Raw genomic sequence first — 23,136 nt, forward strand, 5'->3', positions numbered from 1 at the left:
CAGCCGGCCGCTGGCCGCGGTGACCGGCGCGGAGATCCAGGCTCCCCTCATCCACGGCGGACACGTTCGCTACGCCAATCTGGATTACGGCGCCTCGGCCCCGGCGCTGTCCGTCGTCTCGGCCTACCTCAACGAGATCCTCCCGTTCTACGCCAGCGTCCACCGCGGCGCCGGCTACGCCTCGCAGATCAGCACGTCGGTCTACGAGAACGCCCGCACCACTGTCCGCGACTTCGTCGGCGGCAGGCCGGACGATTCGGTGATCTTCACCCGGAACACCACCGATTCGTTGAACCTGCTGGCAGGGTGCCTGCCCATCGTCGACGGCGTGCACACCGGCGAGGTGCTCTACCTCGACATCGAGCACCACGCCAACCTGCTGCCGTGGCAGCGTGTGCCCCACCGCAGCGTCATCGCCGCGCCCACCCTCGCCGCCACCCTGGAACTGCTCCGCGGGGAACTCGCCCACGGCGGCGTCAGCCTTCTCGCCGTGACCGGCGCCTCCAACGTCACCGGCGAGATCCTTCCGATCCGGGCCCTCGCCGCCCTCGCCCACGACTACGGCGCCCGGATCGTCGTCGACGCCGCCCAGCTGGCGCCGCACCGGCGGATCGACATTGCCGCGGACGGCGTCGACTACCTCGCCTTCTCCGGGCACAAGCTTTACGCGCCGTTCGGCGCCGGGGTGCTGGTCGGCCGTCCCGACTGGCTCGACGCCGGTACCCCGCATCTGGCCGGCGGCGGAGCCGTGCAGGACGCCCGGATCGACGCTGTCAGCTGGACCACCGGTCCCGCCCGGCATGAAGGCGGCTCCCCCAACGTCCTCGGCGCCGCCACCCTGGCCCGGGCCACCCAGGTGATCGCCGATCTGGATGTGGAGCAGTGGCACGCGCACGAAAACGCCATCCGGTCCTTCCTTGTCGAGGGCCTTGCCCGGATCGACGGCGTGAAAGTCCACCAGATCTTCCCGGACAGTGCTTCCTTCGACGCCGGGTCCGGAGACGTGCCGGGCACCGGCACAATCGGCGTCGTCAACTTCTCGGTGGAAGGCTACGACGCGGGCCTGGTGGCGGCCTACCTGTCGGCAGAACACGGCATCGGGCTGCGCGACGGCCGCTTCTGCGCGCACCCCCTGCTCCGGCGGCTCGGCCTGCCGTCGGGTTCGCTGCGGGCAAGCTTCGGCCTGGGCTCCCGGCTGGAGGACGCCGAGCGGCTGCTGACAGCAATCCAGGAGCTGCGCCGGAACGGCCTCGGCTGGGACTACGTCGTGGACGCCGGCCGCTGGGTGCCGTCCAACGACACCCGCAGCTACCCGCACTGGGCCCCCAACACGCCCGGCACTGCCGGCGCGGCCCCCTGCACCCGGGACTAGCCCGGAACCACCAGCACTGTGACAACTCGGCCCTCCCGCGTGCGGTAAATTCGAAAGGTACCCATCCGGACCTGCCGAAGGAGATCGCACGTGGCAAGCGGCGGACCAAAGCTGCACGGCGGACCCACGTCAGGAGGCGGCCCCAAGCTGGATCAGGGGCGGCGCCAGGAGCTGGGCCAGAGCTTCCAGGACGGTGGGGAACACTACGACCGCGTCCGCCCCGGGTACCCCGGTGATTCGGCCGACTGGCTGATCCCGGCCGGTGCCCGGGACGCCGCGGACCTCGGCGCCGGAACCGGGAAGTTCACAGCCCTGCTGGTCGGGCGCGGCCTGCACACGGTGGCGGTGGACCCTTCCGCCGACATGCTCGTGCAGCTGCGCCGGGCGCTTCCGGGCGTCACCGCCGTCGAGGGCACCGCCGAGCACACAGGGCTTCCCGACGAAGCCTTCGACGTTGTGACCGTCGCCCAGGCCTGGCACTGGTGCGATCCGCTGCCGGCCAGCACGGAGATCGCCAGGATCCTCCGCCCGCGCGGGGTCCTGGGGCTGATCTGGAACCAACTGGACACGTCCGCTCCCTGGGTGCACCGGCTCTCGCGCATCATGCATGCCGGCGATGTGCACAAACCGCACTTCATACCGCCGCTGGGCCCGGAATTCACGGGGCTGGAGAGCCACCTCACGCGCTGGGAAGACCCGGTGCGCACCGCAGACATCATGGAGCTGACGAAGTCCCGCAGCTATTACCTGGCGGCCAGCGAGGCGACCCGCGCCAAGGTGCTGGGCAACCTCGACTGGTACCTGCACGAGCATCTGGGCCACCGCCTGGAAGACGTCATCCCGCTCCCCTATGTGACCCAGAGCTGGCGGGCCGTCCGGGCCTGAACCCCGACAGACGGCGTTCCATGACTACCGACGTTGCCCAGGACACGCGCGCTGGCTTATGGTTTCGGTATGCCTAATAATTATTTGTAGGCACTTGCAAACTCCGGTGCCGGCGCGAACCGCCGATGCCGGCCGTGCCGCCGTCGACGCACCGATCAGGGGAGCCCACCGTGCTGGAAGTAACAGGACCCGAATCTTCGGCGCCGGCAGCGCCCAGCCGGCCGAAACCGGGCCACCGCGCCATCATCGGCCTGCTGGGCCCGGCCTTCGTTGCCGCGATCGCCTACGTGGACCCCGGCAACGTTGCGGCAAACCTCACGGCCGGCGCCCAGTACGGCTACCTCCTGGTCTGGGTCCTGGTGGCCGCCAACATCATGGCCGTGCTGGTGCAATACCAGTCCGCCAAGCTCGGGATCGTCACAGGGAAGAGCCTGCCGGAGATTCTCGGCGAGCGGCTCAAGCCGTTCTGGCGCCGTGCGTTCTGGGTCCAGGCCGAGATCGTGGCCGCGGCCACCGACCTTGCCGAGGTGGTGGGCGGCGCGATCGCGCTCTACCTGCTTTTCGGGCTGCCCCTTCCCCTCGGCGCAGTGATCGTCGGCGGCGTCTCCATGGCCCTGCTCGCCGTGCAGGCCCGGAACAAGCAGCGGCCCTTCGAGTTCATCATCATGTTCCTGCTGGGCATCATCACGATCGGCTTCCTGGCCGGCCTCTTTATCAGTCCGCCCGACCCTGCGGGCGTCGCCGCCGGACTGATACCGGGCTTCCAGGGTCCGGACACCGTGCTGCTGGCCGCCAGCATGCTCGGCGCCACCGTGATGCCACACGCCATCTACGTCCACTCGGCCCTGTCCCGGGACCGGCACCGTCCGAACCCGCACCTCCATGTCCCGCCGCAGGCCCTCGCCCGCCTCGTCAAGGCAACCCGCTGGGACGTCGTGGCGGCCCTGGCCATCGCCGGCATCGTGAACATCGGGATGCTGCTGCTGGCCGCATCGACCCTGGGCGGAGAGGAGGGCACCGACACCATCGAAGGCGCCCATGCCGCGATCACCACCAATCTGGGTCCGGTCATCGGTGTCATCTTCGCCGTCGGCCTGCTCGCCTCCGGCCTGGCTTCGACGTCCGTGGGCTGCTATGCCGGCGGATCCATCATGCAGGGGCTGCTTAAAATCCGGATCCCGCTGATGACGCGCCGCGTGGTCACCCTGATCCCGGCCGTTGTGCTGTTGAGCATCGGCTTCGATCCCACCTGGGGCCTTGTGCTGAGCCAGGTTGTCCTGAGCTTCGGCATCCCCTTCGTGCTTGTCCCCCTGGTTGTCCTGACCAGCAACAAGGCCCTGATGGGCCGCTTCGCCGACGGGATGGCACTGCGGATTGCCGCGGTCATCAGCGTGATCCTGGTCGTGGCGCTCAACCTCGTCCTGCTGTGGCTGACGTTCTCCGGCGCCGCCTGACGGTAGGCTGGGGGCTGTGAAGACCAGTCTGCCCTCCTCCTCGATCGAGGACTACGTCAAGGTCATCTACTCCTTCACGGAGTGGCAGGACAAGCCCATCACCTCCACGCAGCTGGCCCAGCGCCTCGGCGTCGCCAACTCCTCGGTCTCCGAAATGGTCCGCAAGCTCAAGGACCAGGGACTGGTGGACCACCAGCCCTACAGCGCCATCACGCTCACGGCCGAGGGTGTCCGGCTGGCGTTGTCGATGGTCCGGCGTCACCGGCTCATTGAAACGTTCCTGGTCCGGGAGCTCGGCTACCGCTGGGACGAGGTCCACGACGAAGCGGAACTCCTGGAACACGCGGTCTCAGACACCTTCATCGAGCGGATGGCCGCCAAGCTTGGGAACCCGGTGCGGGACCCGCACGGCGATCCGATCCCTGCCGCGGACGGCTCCGTGCTGATGCCGCCGGCCCACCGGATGAGCGAACTCGACGACGGGCACACAGGCCGGATCACCCGGATCAGCGACGAAAACCCCGAGCTCCTGCGCTACCTTTCCGCGGAGGACATCGATCTGGATGCCGACGTCGAGGTTCTGGGCCGCAAGCCTTTCGGCGGCGCCCTGGTGGTCAGGATCGGCTCCGGCGCCACCCGGCAGGAAGTCGACCTCGCCGAGGAAGTCGCCTCCGCCCTCTGGGTCCACAGCGACACTGTCCATCCCGGCTGCAGCCTCAAGCGGTCCTGAGTGCTGGCCGTGCTGACCGGAACCGCGGCATGAAGCGCGCGGCGAAGACGTCATCACAGGCTGTTGCCGCGGCGCGTCCCGGGCTGCCGGGCTGGCGCGCGTGGGCTGCCGTTGCCGTCGGCGGCCTGATCGGAACGGAACTGCGCTACGGGGCCGGACTGGCTTTCCCGGAGGCACCGGGCACCATTCCCTGGACCACCCTGGTGATCAACGTCGTCGGGAGTTTTGTCCTCGCGGCCCTCACCACGGTCTGGATCGCACGGCCGAAGACCGCCTTCTGGCTGCGGGCCGGGCTCGGTCCCGGGCTGCTGGGTTCCTTCACGACGTTTTCGGCGGTGGTGTTCGCCATCGACCAGCAGTTCCGGGCCGGCTTCCATGCCAGCTGGCTGGCCTATCTGGGGCTCTCGCTCGTCCTGGGACTCGCCGCCGCGGCCGCGGGGTGGAAGACCGGCAAGGCCCTGGCCGACCTGACCGGCGGGGCGTCATGACCGCCGCCGTGCTCGTGGGAGTCTTTGGCGTCGCGGGCGCCTTGCTGCGCTTCGCCGTCGACTCCTGGTTTGCGCACCACCCGGGGCCCCATCCCCACTGGCCCTGGGCGACCCTCGCCGTCAATGTGGCCGGCTCCTTCATCATCGGCGCCGCCCTGGGGATTACCGGGCAACTGGGGCTGGGACCCGAGTGGCAGTCCGGCCTCTCGGCCGGGCTCGCCGGCGGCCTCACCACGTTCAGTTCCTGGACCACCGCCACGGTGCGCCTCGTGAGCGAGACGCGCTACCGCGCAGCCGCCGTCAATATTGCCGCCAACCTGGTCACGGGCCTGGCCGCAGCGGCGCTCGGCCTGGCCCTCACCGGCCTGTGACGGGCCTAACGCCGGACCTCCGGCGGCGGTAAGGGAGCCTTCACATCCCGTATCGTTGAAGGATGGTTACACGACGTGAAGCAGCCCAGGTCCTCGACATTCCCCTGGAAATGGCACACCGTCACGGCATCCCGTCCCGGTTGAGCGACGCTGAGCTCGGCGAACTCCTGGACAACCCGCCGCAGTGGCTGGTCCAGTCCAAGGCCAACCGGACCGGCAAACGCCCGGTGTGGGTCCAGCTGACGTGTGCGGTCTGCGGGTTTTCCGAGGCGGCCCGGCCGAAGAAATGGTGGCCGGAGTTCACCTACGTGTGCTGCGCGCACCATTCTTCGGTCGAGATCCCCGGCGTCGGTGCCGGCCTGGTCCGCAGCGAGTATGAGGGTGTGGGCAGCCGATTCGTTGGCATCGTGGACGTTGCGGTGCCCGAGGCGTAACTTAATATCACAGGGGCCATCCCGGCCCCCTGCCGTTAGGGAGCGCCCACATGCCTGACAAGACGCCGCACCGGAGCATGGCCAAGAAACCGGTGAAAACCATCAAGGAAAAACGGGCCGAGAAGAAGTCCAAGAACGTCGCCGAGACGCACGCGGACCCGGTCGCCCACATTAAGAAGCGTTGAGCACGGCCCCCAGCCGGGCCGCCGCTTCTACCAACAAACGGGCAAAGCAAAAGGCCGGAAGCTGTAGCTTCCGGCCTTTTGTGTGGAACTTTACGGGGTGGAGCACCGTCTCCGGTGCCCCGATGGTGGAGATGGGGGGAATTGAACCCCCGTCCGATGTCGTGTTGTCAGGGCTTCTCCGGGCGCAGTTTGCGTTGGACTTTCTCGGCCCCAGCCATGCTACAAACAGCTGGCTGATCCGGGCCCAGTCATCTAAGAGTCCCGTTCACCCCGATGACGGGGGTAAACAGCAGTGGCTATCTAAATGACGCCAGGATCCGGGGCAATAGCAACCTCGGGCTGACGGACTGTCTTACTGCTTAGGCAGCGAGAGCGAAGTCAGTGCGTTTTGATTCGGCACTTATTGGTTTGCAGACAGCGTTTACGAGATAATTCTGCATCCTCGGCCCGCTTCACCTGTCGCGACTAACATCGTCGAAACCGATCATCCCCGTATTTTTTTATCAAACCGTTCAGGACTCTTGCCGAACCGCTGCAGCTGATGCTTTAGCGGATTCTGCGCCGTTCCTTCCCGGACTACCAAGCATAACGCACGTCCGGGCAGATTCATTCCCGCGGGTTTCAGTGCGGCTCTCCCTAGCGCCGGTTCCGCTCGCGCATAACGCGCAGGGCCTCGCGTTTGTCCTGCTGCTCGCGCAGTGTCTGGCGCTTGTCGTATTCCTTCTTGCCGCGGGCGACGCCGATCTCCACCTTCGCCCGGCCGTCCAGGAAGTACAGCTGGAGGGGGACGATCGTGAAACCGGACTCGCGGATCTTGTGCGAGATCTTGGTGAGTTCGTCGCGGTGCAGCAGCAGCTTCCGACGGCGGCGCGCGGCGTGGTTCGTCCAGCTCCCCTGGTGGTACTCGGGGATGTGGATGCCCTCCATCCACAGCTCGTCGTTGTAGAAGGTGCAGAAACCGTCGACCATGGAGGCGTGGCCCTCGCGGAGGGACTTCACTTCCGTTCCCATGAGCGCGATCCCGGCCTCGTAGGTGTCGAGGATGTGGTAGTCGTGCCGGGCCTTGCGGTTGGTGGCCACTACCTTACGGCCACTTTCTTTCGGCACGGTAGAACTCCTTGAATCGAGGGGTGGGCCTTGTGCCGGAGCGGCGCAGGCTTCTTCCAGTTTACGGCAGAGCCGCAGTCCGGCCGTGAGGCTTCCGCTCCGGGCGGATCAGAGCAGGTTCATCGGGTCGACGGCGCGGCCGTTGAGCCAGGTCTCGAAGTGCGAGTGGCAGCCGGTGGAGTTACCGGTGGTGCCGGAGTAGGCAATCAGCTGGCCGCGGCTGACCTGCTGGCCCGGCGAGACCACGACACTGGTGTTGTGGTAGTAAATCGTGGTCAGCGAGTTGCCCTGGACGACACCGTGGGAGATCTTCACGTTGTTGCCGCCGCCGTCGTTAGCCCAGCCGGCCGAGAACACGGTGCCGGCCGCCGCGGCAAAGACCGGCGTGCCGCACGCGGCGCCGAAGTCGATGCCGGTGTGCATGTAGCCGCCCTGGCCGTAGAAGTCGATGGTGCCCGGCGGGGTCGCACGCCAGCCGAAGCCCGAGGTGATCGGGACGCCGTTCAGGGGATGCTGCAGGCCAAAGGCCGACGGCGATCCGGGCGGGGCGGGGACATACGGCGGCTTGGCCTGGCCCTGGGCGAGGGCGGCCGCCCTCGCTGCCTCGGCGATCCGGCGCTGTTCGGCTTCGTAGGCCTCGCGCAGCTTGCGGTCGCGCTCGGCGATGTCCGCGGCGACGGCGTCCTGCTGGGCCTTGACCTGGGCGAGCTGGGTCTGGATTCCCGGCTTGGCGGCCTGGAGTTCGGCGTCGAGCCTGGTGGTGTCGGCGATGAGCTTGTCCACCTGGGCCTTTTTGGCCTCCGCCTCGTCGCGGGCGGCCTGTTCGCGGGCCAGCGCCGCGTCGGCCTTGGCCTTGAGGTCCTTGATTTCGGCTTCCACCGCTTCGAGCCGGGCCTGGGAGTTGACGTTGGTGGCGTTCTGCTGGGTGAGCTTGTCCATGGCGGAATTCTGGCTGCGCATGGCCTGGTCGGCCAGGTCGATCGTGTCCGTGAGGCTGCCGCCGTTGTTGGGGCCGAAGAACAGTGAAAGGTTGGAGGGGACTCCCCCGGACTTGTAGGCCTGGGTGGCGATCTGCCCGATCAGCTTTTTCGTGTCGGCAATCTTCTGCTTGTCCGTCTCGAGCTGCTGGGTGATCTTGGCTTTGTTCTGCTGCGCCAGGTCCACGCGGGCGGCGAGGGCCTCGGCTTCCTTGACGGCGCTGGCCACGCGGCCCTGGGCTTCAAGCAGGGCCTGCTGCGCACCGGGGAGCTGGCCCTGGTACAGGACGAGGTCCGAGGCAGCCTGGGCGATCCGGGAGTCCACGAACTCGAGTGAATGCTGGACCCGCGCCGCTTCCTCACGAAGGGCGGCCTGCTGGTCTTCGAGGGTGTCGGCGAAGGCCACCGGCGTCGAGGCGCCCATGCTCGCCGCCAGGACGAGCGCCAGGGCGGCGCTGACGATGCGGGTGCGGCGGCCGCCCACGGCGAGCCGGGTGGAACCCGGCCGGAGGGCGGTTCGGTGCATCGGTGTCATGGGTTTCCCTTTTCGTAACGCACGCTAGACCCTCAAGTATCGACGAAGGGTCAGGAGTGATGATACGCCTGCCAGCAGAACGCCGAGCCCGATCAGGGCCGGCGCCAGGATCAGCGTCTGACCTGCGGAGATGAAGGCGGTGTCCGGATACTGTTTGGACAGGTAGCCGCCGAGGAAGAAGTGCGCCACAGCCCACAGCGTTCCCGAGGCCAGCGCCGCGCCAATCACGGCGGCAATCACGCCCTCGAGGATGAACGGCAGCTGGATCACCATCTTTGATGCCCCGACCAGGCGCATGATCCCCGTCTCCCGGCGCCGGCTGAAGGCCGACAGCCGGATGGTGGTGGCGATCAGCAGGATGGCACAGACAATCATCACGCCGGCGACGCTCACCGCCACGAGGGACGCGGCGTTCATGACGGAGAAGAGCCGCTCCAGAAGCTGGCGCTGGTCGATCACGGTTTCAACGCCGGCCTGCGAGGAGAAGGTCTCGCTGATGATCTGGTATTTCTCCGGGTCCTTCATGTTGATCCGGAAGGACGCCGGGAGCTGGTCCGGAGTCACCGAGTCGACAATCGGGGAATTGGAGAACTGTTCCTTGAAGTGCTTGTACGCGTCGTCCTTGGACTCGAACTGGAAGTCGTTGACGTACTGGGCCACCGCCGGCGATTCCAGGAGCCTGGCCAAATTGTCCTGCTGCTCCGGGGTGGCCGGGCCGCTGGCGCAGCCGGCCGCCGTCGAACCGTCACTGCAGAGGAAGATGGCGACCTGGACCTTGTCGTACCAGTAGCCCTTCATCTGGTTGATCTGCAGCTGCAGCATGCCGGCGGCGCCGACGAAGGTCAGGGACACGAAGGTCACCAGGATGACGGAGACCACCATGGACAGGTTGCGGCGCAGGCCGCTGCCGATCTCGGCGAGGACGAATTGGAGCCTCACAGCTGCCCCTCCCCTGCGGCACGCGCTTCGGCGCGGGCTTCGCTGCGGGTGGTTACGGCGGATGGGGATTCCTCGCGTCCGCTGGCATCCCGCAGGCGGCGCGACTGTCCGACGACCGGAATCATCGAGGTGTAGAGGGCCTTGGCCTCGTCACGGATGATGACGCCGTTACGGAGTTCGACAACGCGTTTGCGCATCTCGTTGACGATGTCGTCGTCGTGGGTGGCCATCACCACGGTGGTGCCGTTCTGGTTGATTTTGTCCAGCACGCCCATGATCCCCATCGAGGTCGTCGGGTCCAGGTTGCCGGTGGGCTCATCGGCCAGCAGGATTCCCGGGCGGTTGACGACGGCGCGGGCGATCGCCACGCGCTGCTGCTCGCCGCCGGAGAGCTCGTGCGGAAGGCGGTTTTCCTTGCCTTCGAGGCCGACGGTCTTGAGGACCTCGGGAACGGTGTCGCGGATGACGCTGCGGCTCTTGCCGATGACCTGCATCGCGAAGGCGACGTTGGCGAAGACCGTCTTCTGCGGCAGCAGGCGGAAGTCCTGGAACACGACGCCGATCCCGCGGCGGAGCCGGGGGACGCGCCAGCTGGAGATGTTTGCGACGTTCTGGCCGGCCACGTAGACAGCGCCGGAGGAGGCGCGGTCCTCTTTGAGGACAAGGCGCAGGAAGGTCGATTTGCCGGAGCCGGAGGCCCCGACGAGGAAGGCGAATTCGCCGCGGTCGATCTCAAGGTTGATCGAATCCAGCGCGGGGCGCGCCTTCTGGTCATAGACCTTGGTGACATTTTCGAAACGGATCATGGCCCTAAGTACCCTGCAGGACGTGGACGGGTACGGCCCAGTTCTGCTGCCGGTGCGCGGGCTTTCTAGTGGGGGAAGTAGAGCTCCGGCTTCTCGACTATACGCACGGGCCCCGGCGGATCGGCCCGAGTGCGGGGGCGTGTCGCAGGATTAGACGGGAGGGACAGGTGTGACGCGAGAGGCAAAAGGTGATGGTTGCTTGCGGCTACTTGTCCGCGTTGCGGTTGTCGGTCCGCCAGCGGATGCCGGCGTCGATGAAGTCGTCGATCTCGCCGTCGAACACGGCCGAGGTGTTGCCGACCTCGTGCTCGGTGCGGAGGTCCTTGACCATCTGGTACGGGTTCAGGACGTAGGAGCGCATCTGGTCGCCCCAGGAGGCCTTCACGTCGCCGGCGAACGCCTTCTTCTCCGCGTCCTCCTGCTCCTTCTTGAGCAGCAGGAGCCGGGACTGCAGCACGCGGAGGGCCGCGGCGCGGTTCTGCAGCTGGGACTTCTCGTTCTGCATCGAGACGACGGTGCCGGTGGGGATGTGCGTCAGGCGCACGGCGGAGTCGGTGGTGTTGACCGACTGGCCGCCGGGGCCGGAGGAACGGAAGACGTCGACGCGGATCTCGTTGTCCGGGATGTCGATGGAGTCAGTCTGCTCGATCAGCGGGATGACTTCAACGGCGGCGAACGACGTCTGGCGGCGGCCCTGGTTGTCGAAGGGGCTGATCCGGACCAGGCGGTGGGTGCCGGCCTCGACGCTGAGCGTGCCGTAGGCGTAGGGGGCCTTGACCTCGAAGGTGGCGGACTTGAGTCCGGCCTCTTCGGCGTAGGAAGTGTCCATGATGGTGGTCGGGTAGCCGTGGCGTTCGGCCCAGCGCAGGTACATCCGGAGCAGCATTTCCGCGAAGTCCGCGGCGTCCACTCCCCCGGCGCCGGCGCGGATCGTGACGACCGCTTCGCGCTCGTCGAACTCGCCGGACAGCAGCGTCACGACTTCGAGATCCTTCAGCGCCTTGCGGATCGATTCCAGTTCCGTGGCGGCTTCGCCCATGGAGGCGGCGTCGTCCTCGTCCTGGCCCAGCTCAACGAGGACCTCGAGGTCGTCGATCCGGGAGACGAGCGAATCGAGGCGTGCCAGTTCGGACTGGCGGTGCGAGAGCCTCGACGTGATCACCTGGGCGGCCGCGGGATCGTCCCACAGATTGGGTTCGCCGGCCCGTTCGCTGAGTTCGGCGATGTCCTCCTTCAGCGCGTCGACATTCGAAACGTTCTCGATCGAGGCGTAGGTGGCGCGGAGGGCGCGGATTTCTGCGGGAAAATCAATGTTTGCCATGGTTTTTTAAGCCTACGCTATCCGTGCGGGCGGCCCGGACTGGGCCGCGGGGGTTCGCTGCGGGACGTGACAGCGGGCCTAGCGCGTGAGCCGGGAACGCGCCGTCGAGCTGGCTTCGATCCGGATGCCGTCCGGGACCAGGAAGTTAACCACGGGCGGGTGGACAGCGGCGCTGAGCACCACGACGGCGGTCGAGCCGTCCGGGCTTCCCGTTCCCGGGCCGACGGCGAGTCCGCTGAACCGGGCGAAGGCGCTGCTGCGGTCCAAGAACTCGACGGCGGCGCTGCGCACGCGGGCACCGGTCAGGACTGCGGTGGGGCTGCCGCCACCCGTTTCGAGCTGTCCCAGCGTGAAGCTGTCCGCGGCGGCCACCGAGGCTCCGTCGGCCATCGACAGGAGCTTCTTGTGCTCGATATAGACGCTGGAGGCGGCGAGGACCACGGTGGTGAGCAGCAGTGCGAGCACCACGTAGCCGATGATCAGGACCATCAGTTGCCCGGCGTCGCGGGGCTGGCCGCTGGATTGTTGCTGCGTCCCGTCACGGCTCATCGGAAACGGCCCACCAGTTGTGTGGCGGAGGCGCTGAGCTGCCCCGCGTTCAGGTCCAGCACCTCGCTGAACGGGACGAACGGCAGCGGCACCGTGAGATGGACGGTGACCGTCACGGCCGAGCCCGCTGCCATGCAGTCCGCGGGGGCACACGTGGTCTCGACCCGGGCATCCGCTGCGGAGTGCCCGTGGTCGGCGAGCGCCAGAAGCACGGCCTGCTCTGCGGCGGCCCGGCCGGCCGCGGCGTCGGGCTGGGCGATGAAAACCTTGGCGGCCTGGTCCGCGGCCCCGACGACCGCGAAGGAGCCGCCCTGGAGCTGGCCCATCGTGATGATGAAGTAGACCAGCGGCACCATGAGCAGCAGCGACAAGAAGGTGAATTCGACGACGGCGCTTCCCCGTTCTGCTTCGTTGGGGCTGGAGGGTGCGTCAGGGCTGGATGGCCGCATGCCCCTTCACCTCCAGCACCGCGCGGGGACCGATCAGCCCGATCACGGGCAACGGCGCGCGGACTGTTACTTCCAGGGTCCGGATGCCCTGGTAGGTGGCTTCGCTTGTGGTCACATCGGTGGCAAAGTCCTGGTTCAGCGCGACCCCGATCAGCTGGGCGGTCCTCTCCCGGGCGTCCGCGGAGCCACGGTCCGCGAGGGTGCCGTATCTGGCGCCCGAGGCTGCGGCGTCGATCAGCGTGTTCCGGACGTGGAGGACAAGGGTGAGCTGGACGATGGCGAGGAAAAACAGGGTGAGCAGGCCGCCCACCAGGACGAAGTCCACCACGGCCGAACCCCGTTCGCCAGTTCTGCCCCGGCCGGTGCCGGGCAGGCGCACGGGTTACTGCCCGACCTTGTCCATGGCCTGGTTGAACAGTCCTTCCAGGGCCGGGCCGGCGAGCGCGAGCAGGGCGGCGACCAGGACGGCCGACATCAGGGTGATCATCACCCAGCCGGGCACGTCGCCCCGCTCGCGGTGGTCACCGTGATCGCCGCCCCGCTCAGACAGCCGTCCTGTGCCCTTGTGCGCCCTGCGGTGTCTGGCGAGCCCGGGCATCAGGCTGATGGTGCAGAGCAACAGCGCCATGCGGTTTAGGATCTGTTTCACGGTCTCCCCTTTGGTCGGCGGTTCGGTTGTTGTCCTGGTGCTTCTTTACTGTTTCCTATGCTGCGGTTACAGACCCATGCTGAGGGCGGCCAGGCCAGGAAAGACGGCGAACACGACCGTCAGCGGCAGGACGCCAAAAACGACCGGCACCATCATTCCGATCTCCTTCTTGCCCGCCGACTCCATCAGCTCGCGTTTTGCCGTGTCCCGGACGTCCTGGGCCTGCGCCCTCAGCACCTCAGCGAGTGGGGTCCCGCGTTCGACAGCCACGATCAGCCCGTCCACGAAGCGGAGCAACGGGCCAAGCTCGGTCCGTGCGGAAAACTCCTGGAGGGCTTCAACGAGTGGTTTCCCCGCCCGGGTCTCCGCCAGGACGCGGGTGAAGTCCTTGGACAGCTCTCCCCTGGCGCTGCGGCACACCCGGTCCAGCGCGCCTGTGGCACTTTCTCCCGCGCTGACGGCGAGCGCCATGAGTTCGGCGATGCTGGGGAACTCCGCCATCATGCGCGCTTCGCGCTTCCTGATCCGGGCGCCCAGCAGATAGTCCCGCAACAGGAATCCGCCGGCAGCACTGCCAAGCACCAGCACGACGGCGAGCAGGGCGCTGAACCGTCCCGCCGCACCGAAGAGCACGACTGCTCCGACCGCAGCAACGAAGCCGCCCGCGCCCCAGAGGAGCTGTTCGGCCCGGAAGTCGGCCGGCGACTTGGCGCTCCCGGCCCTGGCCAGGCGGCGATTCAAGGCCAAGGACCCGGGATTCAGCCTCCCCAGCCACGTGACGGCGTCACCGATGACCGGACGCAGGATTCGTTCCAGGGGCCCAAACGGAGTGATGTTGCCGGGCACGGTGCGCAGGAGCCGGGATTCCAGGTTGTGGGACTTCAGCTGCGGGCGGATGCGTTCGACGAACGTGGTCGGCCGCATGAACGGCAGTCTGATCAGCAACAACCAAACTCCGCTGCCAAGGACGACTCCGCAGACAACGGCAGCCGCCGTCAGCCCGGTCATCGAAGGACCCGCTCATCTGCCGGGAGCGCCCCGATGCGCAGCATGATGGCGTAGGAGACCAGCGAGACCGCCAGTCCCCCAAGCAGAACGGCGGCCCCGAGGGGGGTGTTGTAGGCAGACACCGCCTCGGGCCGGCTTGCCAGCAGGACCAGGACCAGCCAGGGGGCGGCCACCGCAAGTCTTGCGGCGTTGACGGTCCAGGACTGCCGGGCCTCCAGCTCGCTCCTGGTGCGGGCGCTCTCCCGCAGGAACTCCGCCAGAGTGCCCAGCAGCCGGCCCAGGTCCGAGCCGCCCACCTCCCTGGTCAGCCGGAGTGCTTCGACGATCCGGTCGGCCACGGGATCAGCCAGCCGGTCTTTCAGCCGGGTCAGGGAGGGATCGAACTGCCCTCCTGAGCGGTAGTCCGAGCCGAAGTCCCGGAACACCTGGCGGAGCTCTTCGGGACCCTTGTCACCCAACTGGATGAGGGCTTCCGGGAGCGACAGTCCGGCGCGGATCGCCGACCGGAGATGGTCGACGACGTCGGGCCATAACTGGCGCAGGACAGCGCTCCGCTTCCGTGCGCGCCACTTGACGACGGCCATGGGCAGCCAGCCGCCAAACAGGCCAAAGCAGCCAGCGATCGGCCATGACCTGGTCACCGCGAAGAAAACGAGCATCGTGACCGCTCCGACGCCGAAGCAGGTCGCCAGCAGGCCGGGGCCGCTGACCTTCTCAATTCCTGCGGACCGCAGCCGATCCTCCAGCCGGCTGCTTCGCGCCCTGCGGCTGGCCGCCTTGGGCTGTTCCCAGGCGGACCACCAGATCAGCAGAAGTCCGGCGCCGGCGAGCATGCCGAGCAGCGCCGCCATCAGCGCGGCTCCAGCAGGGCCGCGACGTCGTACCCGGCCCGGGCAAACTTCTCCACTGCCGGCATCGAGTTGGCCCTGGGCTGCAGCTCGCCGTCAGCGAGGGCGAAGACCATGGAGGATTCGATGATTCCGTTTTCCACGCGCCGGCCCAACGACAGGATCTCTGTCACTTCGCGGCGTCCGCTGCCGTGGCGGGCACAGTGGACCACGAGGTCGATACAGGATGCGACTGTCGGCACCACGAAGGCGCTTGAGATGTTCTCGCCTGCAAGCAACGGGAGCGTGCAGATCTTGGTGACGGCATCGTGCGCGGAGTTGGCGTGGACGGTGCACATGCCGGGCATTCCGGAGTTCAAAGCGATGAGCATGTCCAGGCTCTCGGCTTCCCGGACCTCGCCCACCACCAAGCGGTCGGGGCGCATGCGCAGCGCCTCCTTGACCAGCCTGCGCATGGGGATTTCGCCTTCGCCCTCCAGATTTGGTTGCCGGCACTGCAGCCCCACGACGTCCCGCAGGGGAAACTGCAGCTCGAAGATCTCCTCGACAGTGATGACGCGTTCGCGGGTTCCGATGCTCGCCGCCAGGCAGTTGAGCATGGTGGTTTTGCCGGCCTGGGTTGCGCCGGAGACCAGGATGTTCAGCCCGCTGGCCACAGCCGCGCCGAGGAACCGGGCGGCCTGGGGCGTCAGCGTTCCAAGTTCCACGAGGTGTTCCAGGCGGCTGGCCTTCACCACGAACTTGCGGATGTTGATGGCCCAGTGGCGCCGCGTCACGTCCGGAATCACGACGTGCAGCCGGGAACCATCCGGCAAGGCGGCATCCACGAAAGGCGAGGACATGTCGAGCCGGCGCCCGGAACTCTTGAGCATCCGTTCGACGAGGTCCCGGACCTGCTGCTCCGTGAGCGAGACCGAGGTCAGCTCCGATTCGCCGTTGCGTGCGACATAGATCTCGTCGGGCGCGTTAAGCCAGATTTCCTCGATGGCGGGGTCGTCGAGGAGGGGTTGGAGTGCACCGAACCCGGCGACGGCGTCGAAGACGAACCTCCGTGCGGTTTCCAGCGGGCCGATCGGCGGGAGGGGCGCCAGCAAAGCGCGCTCGTCGTAATCCATGACAGCCGCCTCGACGAGGCGCCGGACTTCACCGGCCTGTCTGAGGGGGTCGAGGCCGCGCCTGCGAATTAGCTCGCGGACTTCGTCCTCGACAATGCGCACAGCCTCCACAATGGCCCCCAATATGACTGCTTGCCCTGTCCCCGGGGCACTGCAATTGGGTTAAAGCTAGGGGTGCCCGGGCCGCAGGACAAGGCCCTGCAGCACCGGGTGTGGAAAACCGGCGTCGGCATTCATAACAATTTTCACACTAGTAACATCAGAAACTCTGGTTCACCCTAATCTGCGATGTTAGGGTGGGCGCGACAAGTCAGACATTCTCACATCCCGGACAGCTTTGCATTGCTCAGCCCCGGGCGCGAGACCACCATGACACGGCCTCCATCGTGTCGTTGTTCCGGAGCGGCAAATGAAGCGGACCCAACTTCCCCCCAACTATCACCTTGGCCACCGGGTCGGAGCCGCACTACTGGCCGCATCCCTCATGGCTGGCACAGGTCTGGCTGCTCCGGCGGGTGCCGTCGAGCCTTCACCGAGTGCCTCGGCGACTACTCCCAGCACCTCGTCACCTTCACCGTCCGCCACCACCGCGCCTGCGGCGGTTGCACCGTCACCAACTACGACACCCGCCGCTACGGCTCTGGCACCGGCGACCACGCCAGCGGCTCCAGCAGCGACATCAGGAACAACGGACCCGTCGTCGGCCGCCGGTAAGGCAGCGATGGCCGCGGCCATCGGCCCCGGCGGCGCAGAGATGGGACAGAGCTCTGCGCGCGTCGCTGCGCCCTCAGCAGGCAGCAAATCCCTTAAAACTGAAGCCCTCAACACTGAAGGCACGTGGACCCCCACGTTCGGCGTCCAGGGCCTGGACGTCAGCGGCCATCAGCCCAGCGTGGACTGGCGGCAACAGTGGAACATGGGCGCCCGCTTTGCGTACGTCAAAGCCAGCGAAGGCAACTACTACACCAGCGAAACTTTCGGTTCCCAGTACCAGGGCTCCCGAAGCGCTGGCATGATCCGGGGGGCGTACCACTTCGCTATTCCGAACTGGTCCTCCGGCGCCGATCAGGCCCGCTACTTCGTCCAGAACGGCGGTGGCTGGAGCGCTGACGGATCCACGCTTCCGCCAGTTCTGGACTTTGAGTTCAATCCCTACGCTGGCAGGACCATCAGCGGTTTCTACTTCGGTAACACGTGCTACGACATGTCACCCGGCCAGCTGGCGTCCTGGGTGCGCGACTTCGGCAGCACTATGTTCTCGCTGACCGGCAGACTGCCGGTCATTTACACGAATACCTCCTGGTGGAACCAGTGCCTTGGAAACCCGGCGGGCTTCGGGGACTATCCGCTGTGGGTCGCCGCCTACCCGGGCTCCTTCACGAACAACGCGGGGCCGGTTCCGTCAGCGAGCTGGGAAACTTACAGCATCTGGCAGTACAGCAGCACTGGCCCGTTCGCCGGGGACTCAAATGTCTGGAATGGTGACTATGCCTCACTTCAGCGGTTCGCCACTGGCACGCCGCCACCTGTGCCCACTGATCAGACCCGCAAGCTCGTATCGCCTGGTGATTTCGACGGGGATGGTAGGCCGGACCTGATCCAGCGCGGCACAGATGGCACTTTGTGGTTCTACCCTGGCGACGGAACGGGCAAATTCGGCGCCGGCCGGAAGATCGGCGACTTCGGTTGGGACGTCTTTGACCAGGTTACCGGCGTGGGCGACTTCAACGGCGATGGCAAGAACGACCTGCTGGCCCGAAAGATCGAAGGATCCCTGTGGTTCTATGCGGGGACCGGGACGGTGTCAGCCGTTGCAACAGGGTACCGCGGCGGAGTCAAGGTGGGAGATTTCGGCTGGGAGGCGTTTGACAGCATCATCGGAGTCGGAGACTTTAACGGCGACCGCAAAGCCGACTTAGTGACCCGGATTCCCAACGGCGATCTTTACCTCTATTCCGGCACTGGGACCGGAAAGCCCGGAGCATCCCGCAAAATTGACTTCGGCTGGCAAATCTTCGACGAGTTGATCCCCATCAAGGACTTCGACGGCAACGGCACGAACGACCTCGCCGGCCGCCGGCCCGACGGCACTCTGTGGTATTACGCCAACACAGGAAACGCCGTTCTGGCCCGAGGCCGTCAGATCGGTACGGGCTGGGGCATCTATGACAGCATCTCAGGCACCGGAGATGCCAACGGCGACAGCATGGCTGACTTCGTGGCCAGCGATGCGGCGGGTACCGTATTCTTTTACGCTGGAACCGCCATGAAGGACCTAGGCTATATGCCCGAAAAGAAGATCGGCGATTTTGGCTGGGAGGTCTTCGACACTCTAGTGGGGACCAAGGACTTCAACGGAGACGGCAAAGCCGACCTCTTGGCGCGCAAGCCGAACGGCACGCTCTGGTTCTACCCCGGCACCGGCGCCGGAGCTTACGGCGCCGGCCGACAAATCGGCGATTTTGGCTGGGAGATCTTCAACGCGCTGGTCGGCGTCGGAGACTTCAACGGTGACGGCAAGGCCGATCTCGTGGCCCGCGGCAAGGACGGAACCCTGTGGCTGTATCCGGGTACAGGGAGGGTCGACTCCACGAGCAGGGGCTATGCGGCCGCTGTGAAGATCGGCAACTTCGGCTGGAACATCTTTACAGCGCTGACGGGAGTCGGCGACTTTAATGGTGACGGCAAGAATGACATTCTCGCCCGACAGGGCGACGGATCGTTGTGGCTTTATGCTGGCACCGGACGCGTCGACGCAAATAACAGCGGCTACCAGGGAGCAATCAGGGTCGGCGAATTCGGTTGGGAAGTATTTGACCGGCTCATAGGACCCGGCGACATAAACGCCGATGGCAAAAACGACCTCCTCGCGCGCATGCCGGACGGGACACTTTGGCTCTATGCCGGTAATGGAAGCGGGTATCCGGGGGGCTCCCGGCGCATTGCCGCGGGGTGGGCTGTTTACGACGCGGTCCTTGGGGCCGCGAACCTTAACGCTGACGGCTATCCAGATCTCGTCGCCAGGCGCCCCGACGGCTCTCTGTGGAGTTACGCCGGGACCGGGATGAAACCAACAGAGGGCTACCTGGGCCGCGTCTTGGCAGTAAATTTCTAGATATTGACGTGACCCCGGGCCGTTGACAGCCCGCCGGCCGACGGGGCCCGCTGATTCCAGACTCGGCGCCCTCACGCCCACCCGACCGGGCGCAAGGGAGGAGGCCCTGTGGTGATAAGTTTTTGACTATGCGCATATTCTCCCGCGGCCGGGGGTGGACGGCATTCCGCGCCCGGCCGACACTCCTGCCTGTCTCGATCTTCCTCATCCTGGGTACGTTGACAACGCTGTGGGCGCTTGCATCACCCCTGATGTCCGTGCCGGACGAGCCGGCGCACGCCATCAAGGCCGCGGCCGTAGCAAGAGGCCAATTCCAGGCCCAAACCGCCGGCGCTCAAGGCGACCCGGCGGTTGTGTGGGTCCCCGCGTACTTCGCGGAGTTGGGACCGCAGACGTGCACCGCCTTCAAACCTGACCTCACTGCGGCTTGCGCACCTCAGATCGACCCCGCCAACAGGGCGCCTGCCCAGGCGGCAACCACGGCGGGAAACTACAACCCGTTCTACTACCTGCTCGTCGGCCTCCCTTCCAGGCTTCTGGCCGGGGCACCCGCGCTTTACGCCATGCGGATCGTGAGCGGGCTGGTGTCAGCCGTGTTCATGACCATGGCGTTCATGGCCGCCATTCGGTTGCGGGGAAGTGAATGGCCCGTCGTCGCGTCAGCGGTTGCCCTCACCCCCATGGTTCTCCTCTTGAGCGGTTCCATCAATCCCAATTCCCTGGAGATCGTGACAACATCCGCGTTCTTCCTCAGCCTTTGCGTGGTGTTTGAAAACAACAAGTCTCTTGCCCCGGTACGTGGGCAGATGATTGCCGTCGGAATCTCCGGCGCTGTGCTGGCAAATACCCGGGCCCTGGCATTGATATGGCTGGCAGCGGCGTTCATCGCGGCCCTTATCATTTTCGGCTGGCGTCCACTTGTCGCCGTCATACGGGACAAATTGGGCCTCGCGATGACACTGCTGACAGGTCTCGGCTGCGTGGCCGGACTTGCCTGGCTTGTACTTGCCGACAGTTTCAAAAGCCTTGGGGGCACGCCCAGCACAATCACGCCGGATCAGGCTTTTGCGCAGATGCTCGACCGCACTTTCGACTACGTCAATGGCTACATCGGAATCGCAGGCTGGCTCGACACGCCCGCCCCACAGGGCGTGCAGATCTTCTGGCACTTCGCCATGGCGGCAGTCCTGCTGGGCGGTCTTTGCTGCGGTCCCATTCGTGGCCGGTGGACCATCCTCATGGTGCTCGCCGCAATCGTTATCCTTCCCCCAGTTCTGCAGTCGCAAATCGTCCAGGAACTGGGCTACATCTGGCAGGGACGTTACTTGCTGGCGCTGGTCGTTCTCCTTATAGGCATCTGCGGGGTGGCAATGCGCACCAAGTCGTTCCACCGGTCGGCGATGGCCAAGTCCCTTGCGCGTTGGATCATTGGAGCAGCGATCGGGGCCCATCTCTACATGTTCATATACGCCTTGAGGCGGTTCACTGTCGGCCTGGTCCCGTTGCACACGAACTGGACGGAGATGGCAGAACCGATGTGGCAGCCGCCACTCACCTGGCAGTGGCTGTCCGCTCTGTATCTTGTGACCCTGTGCGTCGGCGCAGTCCTCATCTACAGCCATCTCTTTCCAACGCCGGGCAGGATCGCGCCACACACTTTCCCTGGGCGGGTTGGAGCGGCAGGAGGCCCGAAGTCTGAGGGGGCACACGCCCCGGTCGCGGCAACGGGTGCGGCTCTTTCAGGAACCGCCGGGATGTGAGACATCCGGACGCCTGCCTGCGGCGAATGGCGGCAAAAACTAGAGGGACTGGGCCCGATGCAAAACCGGTCCCAGTCCCTTCAAGTAGCCGAAGCCAGTCCGCCAGTTCTGAACTAGCGCCCGAATTCCAGCAGGCTCAGCAGGTACGCGCCGTACCCGCTCTTGACGAGGCCCTCTGCGCGCACCCGCAGGTCGTCGTCGCTCAGGAAGCCCAGCCGCCAGGCGATTTCCTCCGGAGCACCTATCTTGAGTCCCTGACGGTTCTCGGTGGTGCGAACGAAATTGGAAGCATCGTTCAGGTCGTTGAATGTACCGGTATCCAGCCATGCAGTCCCGCGGGGCAGGATCTCCACCTGAAGCTTGCCACGTTCCAGGTACGCGCGATTAACGTCGGTGATTTCAAGCTCACCCCGGGGGGAAGGCTTAAGGTTCTTTGCGACATCCACGACCTCGTTGTCGTAGAAGTACAGCCCCGGAACGGCGTAGTGGCTCTTGGGCTTTTCAGGCTTTTCTTCCAACGAAATGGCTTTGCCCGATTCGTCGAATTCCACCACGCCGTAAGCCTTGGGGTCAGCAACCCAGTACCCGAATACGGCGCCGCCGTCGATATTCTCGAAGCGCCGCAGCTGGGTTCCCATGCCGGGGCCGTAGAAAATGTTGTCGCCCAGGACCAGTGCCACCGGCTCATCGCCGATGTGCTCGGCACCCAGGATAAACGCCTGCGCCAGGCCGTCCGGCGATGGCTGCTGCACGTAGCTGAGGCTGACGCCAAACTGGGAGCCGTCTCCCAGCAGTCTCTGGAACTGCTCGGCGTCCTGCGGGGTGGTAATGATCAGGATGTCCCTGATCCCGGCAAGGATCAGGGTGGACAGCGGGTAGTAGATCATCGGCTTGTCGTAGACCGGGACGAGCTGCTTACTCACGCCCAGGGTGATGGGGTGGAGTCGGGAGCCGGTACCGCCGGCAAGGATTATTCCGCGCATCCCCCTATCATCCCGTTCACTAAGTGCAGCGGCAAATCCGGTAACGTAGAGGACTATGCAGCGACTTCTCGTAACCGGCGGCGCCGGCTTCATCGGTTCCAACTTTGTCCACTATGTACTTGAGAACACCGACGACCACGTGACCGTCCTGGATAAGCTCACTTACGCCGGCAACCTGGAGTCGTTGAACGGTCTTCCGGAGGACCGGTTCGCGTTCGTCCAGGGCGACATCTGCGACGCCGCCCTGGTCGACGGGCTGGTGGCCGACTCCGACGTCGTGGTCCACTACGCGGCCGAATCCCACAACGACAACTCCCTGCACGACCCGCGCCCGTTCCTGGACACGAACATCATCGGCACCTACACGCTGATCGAGGCGGCCCGGAAACACAACAAGCGCTTCCACCACATCTCCACGGACGAGGTCTACGGCGATCTTGAGCTCGACGATCCGGAGCGGTTCACCGAGAACACCCCGTACAACCCCTCCAGCCCGTATTCCTCGACCAAAGCAGGCTCGGACCTGCTGGTCCGCGCCTGGGTGCGGTCCTTCGGGCTGCAGGCGACCATCAGCAACTGCTCGAACAACTACGGCCCGTACCAGCACGTGGAAAAGTTCATCCCGCGCCAGATCACCAACGTCATCGACGGGATCCGCCCCAAGCTCTACGGCAAAGGTGAGAACGTCCGGGACTGGATCCACGCGAACGACCACTCTTCTGCCGTCCTGGCGATCATCGCCAGGGGCCGGATCGGCGAGACCTACCTGATCGGTGCCGACGGCGAGCAGAGCAACAAGGACGTCGTCGAGCTGATCCTCAAGCACATGGGCCAGGCACCGGACGCCTACGACCACGTCGTGGACCGCCCCGGCCACGACCTGCGCTACGCCATTGATTCCACCAAGCTCCGCGACGAACTCGGCTGGGAGCCCCGGTTCTCCAACTTCGACGCCGGCATCGAGGACACGATTCGCTGGTACCGGAACAACGAGGACTGGTGGCGCCCGCAGAAGGCCGCGACGGAAGCCAAGTACACGGAACAGGGCCAGTAGAC

General features: G+C 66.0%; 24 protein-coding genes and 1 other RNA gene. 11 read left to right on the plus strand and 14 right to left on the minus strand.

What is annotated here, in order from left to right; all coding sequences use genetic code 11:
- The 8 genes from K789_RS0116925 to K789_RS26500 all read left to right on the plus strand — a co-directional run.
- Positions 1 to 1,372: aminotransferase class V-fold PLP-dependent enzyme (locus tag K789_RS0116925; RefSeq protein ID WP_024367790.1), on the plus strand; the 1,372-nt coding region annotated here is incomplete at its 5' end.
- 90 nt (positions 1,373 to 1,462) lie between these two features.
- Positions 1,463 to 2,257 carry a class I SAM-dependent methyltransferase gene (locus K789_RS0116930; protein ID WP_024367791.1) on the plus strand — a complete coding sequence of 265 codons (795 nt, stop codon included), beginning with the start codon at positions 1,463 to 1,465 and terminating at the stop codon, positions 2,255 to 2,257.
- Between the two features lie 170 nt (positions 2,258 to 2,427).
- Positions 2,428 to 3,711, plus strand: a complete 1,284-nt coding sequence (locus K789_RS0116935) for an Nramp family divalent metal transporter (protein WP_024367792.1) — start codon at positions 2,428 to 2,430, stop codon at positions 3,709 to 3,711.
- A gap of 16 nt (positions 3,712 to 3,727) precedes the next feature.
- On the plus strand, positions 3,728 to 4,441 hold the full coding sequence (locus K789_RS0116940) for a metal-dependent transcriptional regulator (RefSeq protein WP_024367793.1): 714 nt from the start codon (positions 3,728 to 3,730) through the stop codon (positions 4,439 to 4,441).
- A 29-nt stretch (positions 4,442 to 4,470) separates the two neighbouring features.
- The gene (locus tag K789_RS0116945) at positions 4,471 to 4,929 is read left to right on the plus strand and encodes a fluoride efflux transporter FluC (protein ID WP_024367794.1); all 459 of its coding nucleotides are present in this window, start codon (positions 4,471 to 4,473) and stop codon (positions 4,927 to 4,929) included.
- On the plus strand, positions 4,926 to 5,300 hold the full coding sequence (locus tag K789_RS0116950; protein WP_024367795.1) for a fluoride efflux transporter FluC: 375 nt from the start codon (positions 4,926 to 4,928) through the stop codon (positions 5,298 to 5,300). The genes K789_RS0116945 and K789_RS0116950 overlap by 4 nt, the downstream gene beginning before the upstream one ends.
- A 62-nt stretch (positions 5,301 to 5,362) precedes the next feature.
- Positions 5,363 to 5,734, plus strand: coding sequence for a hypothetical protein (locus tag K789_RS0116955; protein WP_024367796.1), 372 nt, complete (start codon positions 5,363 to 5,365; stop codon positions 5,732 to 5,734).
- Between the two features lie 50 nt (positions 5,735 to 5,784).
- Complete coding sequence (locus K789_RS26500; RefSeq protein WP_272943978.1) at positions 5,785 to 5,919, plus strand: hypothetical protein; 135 nt, start codon at positions 5,785 to 5,787, stop codon at positions 5,917 to 5,919.
- Between the two features lie 123 nt (positions 5,920 to 6,042).
- Here the strand turns inward: K789_RS26500 and ssrA are convergent.
- From ssrA to K789_RS0117020, 13 genes are all read right to left on the minus strand, one after another.
- Positions 6,043 to 6,411, minus strand: a transfer-messenger RNA (tmRNA) gene (gene ssrA, locus K789_RS24705).
- Between the two features lie 144 nt (positions 6,412 to 6,555).
- Entirely contained in the window at positions 6,556 to 7,026 is a 471-nt protein-coding gene (gene smpB / locus K789_RS0116965; protein ID WP_024367797.1) for an SsrA-binding protein SmpB, read from the minus strand.
- A 108-nt stretch (positions 7,027 to 7,134) separates the two neighbouring features.
- Positions 7,135 to 8,529: a M23 family metallopeptidase gene (locus K789_RS0116970; protein ID WP_051181130.1), complete on the minus strand. Its 1,395-nt coding sequence runs from the start codon at positions 8,527 to 8,529 to the stop codon at positions 7,135 to 7,137.
- Positions 8,530 to 8,562: 33 nt separating this feature from the next.
- Entirely contained in the window at positions 8,563 to 9,477 is a 915-nt protein-coding gene (ftsX, locus tag K789_RS0116975) for a permease-like cell division protein FtsX (protein WP_024367799.1), read from the minus strand.
- Positions 9,474 to 10,283 carry a cell division ATP-binding protein FtsE gene (gene ftsE, locus K789_RS0116980; RefSeq protein WP_024367800.1) on the minus strand — a complete coding sequence of 270 codons (810 nt, stop codon included), beginning with the start codon at positions 10,281 to 10,283 and terminating at the stop codon, positions 9,474 to 9,476. The genes ftsX and ftsE overlap by 4 nt, the downstream gene beginning before the upstream one ends.
- Before the next feature lie 205 nt (positions 10,284 to 10,488).
- Positions 10,489 to 11,604: a peptide chain release factor 2 gene (prfB, locus tag K789_RS0116985; protein ID WP_024367801.1), complete on the minus strand. Its 1,116-nt coding sequence runs from the start codon at positions 11,602 to 11,604 to the stop codon at positions 10,489 to 10,491.
- A 78-nt stretch (positions 11,605 to 11,682) separates the two neighbouring features.
- Complete coding sequence (locus tag K789_RS0116990) at positions 11,683 to 12,153, minus strand: pilus assembly protein TadG-related protein (protein WP_237739629.1); 471 nt, start codon at positions 12,151 to 12,153, stop codon at positions 11,683 to 11,685.
- A complete protein-coding gene (locus tag K789_RS0116995; RefSeq protein ID WP_024367803.1) occupies positions 12,150 to 12,602 on the minus strand; it encodes a hypothetical protein in 453 nt (150 codons plus the stop codon). Before K789_RS0116995 ends, K789_RS0116990 begins: the two co-directional genes overlap by 4 nt.
- Complete coding sequence (locus K789_RS0117000; protein WP_192815779.1) at positions 12,583 to 12,927, minus strand: TadE family protein; 345 nt, start codon at positions 12,925 to 12,927, stop codon at positions 12,583 to 12,585. The genes K789_RS0116995 and K789_RS0117000 overlap by 20 nt, the downstream gene beginning before the upstream one ends.
- 57 nt (positions 12,928 to 12,984) lie before the next feature.
- Complete coding sequence (locus tag K789_RS0117005; protein WP_416352808.1) at positions 12,985 to 13,200, minus strand: hypothetical protein; 216 nt, start codon at positions 13,198 to 13,200, stop codon at positions 12,985 to 12,987.
- Positions 13,201 to 13,317: 117 nt separating this feature from the next.
- On the minus strand, positions 13,318 to 14,259 hold the full coding sequence (locus tag K789_RS0117010) for a type II secretion system F family protein (RefSeq protein WP_024367806.1): 942 nt from the start codon (positions 14,257 to 14,259) through the stop codon (positions 13,318 to 13,320).
- Positions 14,256 to 15,110 (minus strand): type II secretion system F family protein, encoded by an 855-nt coding sequence (locus K789_RS0117015; RefSeq protein ID WP_024367807.1) that lies wholly within the window; start codon positions 15,108 to 15,110, stop codon positions 14,256 to 14,258. The genes K789_RS0117010 and K789_RS0117015 overlap by 4 nt, the downstream gene beginning before the upstream one ends.
- On the minus strand, positions 15,110 to 16,333 hold the full coding sequence (locus tag K789_RS0117020) for a CpaF family protein (protein ID WP_024367808.1): 1,224 nt from the start codon (positions 16,331 to 16,333) through the stop codon (positions 15,110 to 15,112). The genes K789_RS0117015 and K789_RS0117020 overlap by 1 nt, the downstream gene beginning before the upstream one ends.
- Positions 16,334 to 16,943: 610 nt before the next feature.
- On the opposite strand from K789_RS0117020, the gene K789_RS24710 reads away from it, so the two are divergent.
- Together K789_RS24710 and K789_RS0117035 are read left to right on the plus strand one after the other, a co-directional pair.
- Positions 16,944 to 19,337: a GH25 family lysozyme gene (locus K789_RS24710; RefSeq protein WP_024367809.1), complete on the plus strand. Its 2,394-nt coding sequence runs from the start codon at positions 16,944 to 16,946 to the stop codon at positions 19,335 to 19,337.
- Positions 19,338 to 19,465: 128 nt separating this feature from the next.
- Positions 19,466 to 21,097 (plus strand): DUF2142 domain-containing protein, encoded by a 1,632-nt coding sequence (locus tag K789_RS0117035; protein ID WP_024367810.1) that lies wholly within the window; start codon positions 19,466 to 19,468, stop codon positions 21,095 to 21,097.
- A 113-nt stretch (positions 21,098 to 21,210) separates the two neighbouring features.
- On the opposite strand, the gene rfbA is transcribed toward K789_RS0117035, so the two are convergent.
- A complete protein-coding gene (rfbA, locus tag K789_RS0117040; protein ID WP_024367811.1) occupies positions 21,211 to 22,080 on the minus strand; it encodes a glucose-1-phosphate thymidylyltransferase RfbA in 870 nt (289 codons plus the stop codon).
- A gap of 55 nt (positions 22,081 to 22,135) precedes the next feature.
- Here rfbA and rfbB point away from each other — a divergent pair, with 55 nt between their 5' ends.
- The gene (gene rfbB / locus K789_RS0117045; RefSeq protein WP_024367812.1) at positions 22,136 to 23,134 is read left to right on the plus strand and encodes a dTDP-glucose 4,6-dehydratase; all 999 of its coding nucleotides are present in this window, start codon (positions 22,136 to 22,138) and stop codon (positions 23,132 to 23,134) included.
- Positions 23,135 to 23,136 lie beyond the last annotated feature (2 nt).

The organism is Arthrobacter sp. TB 26 (genome assembly GCF_000427315.1).
Taxonomy (GTDB): Bacteria; Actinomycetota; Actinomycetes; order Actinomycetales; family Micrococcaceae; genus Arthrobacter.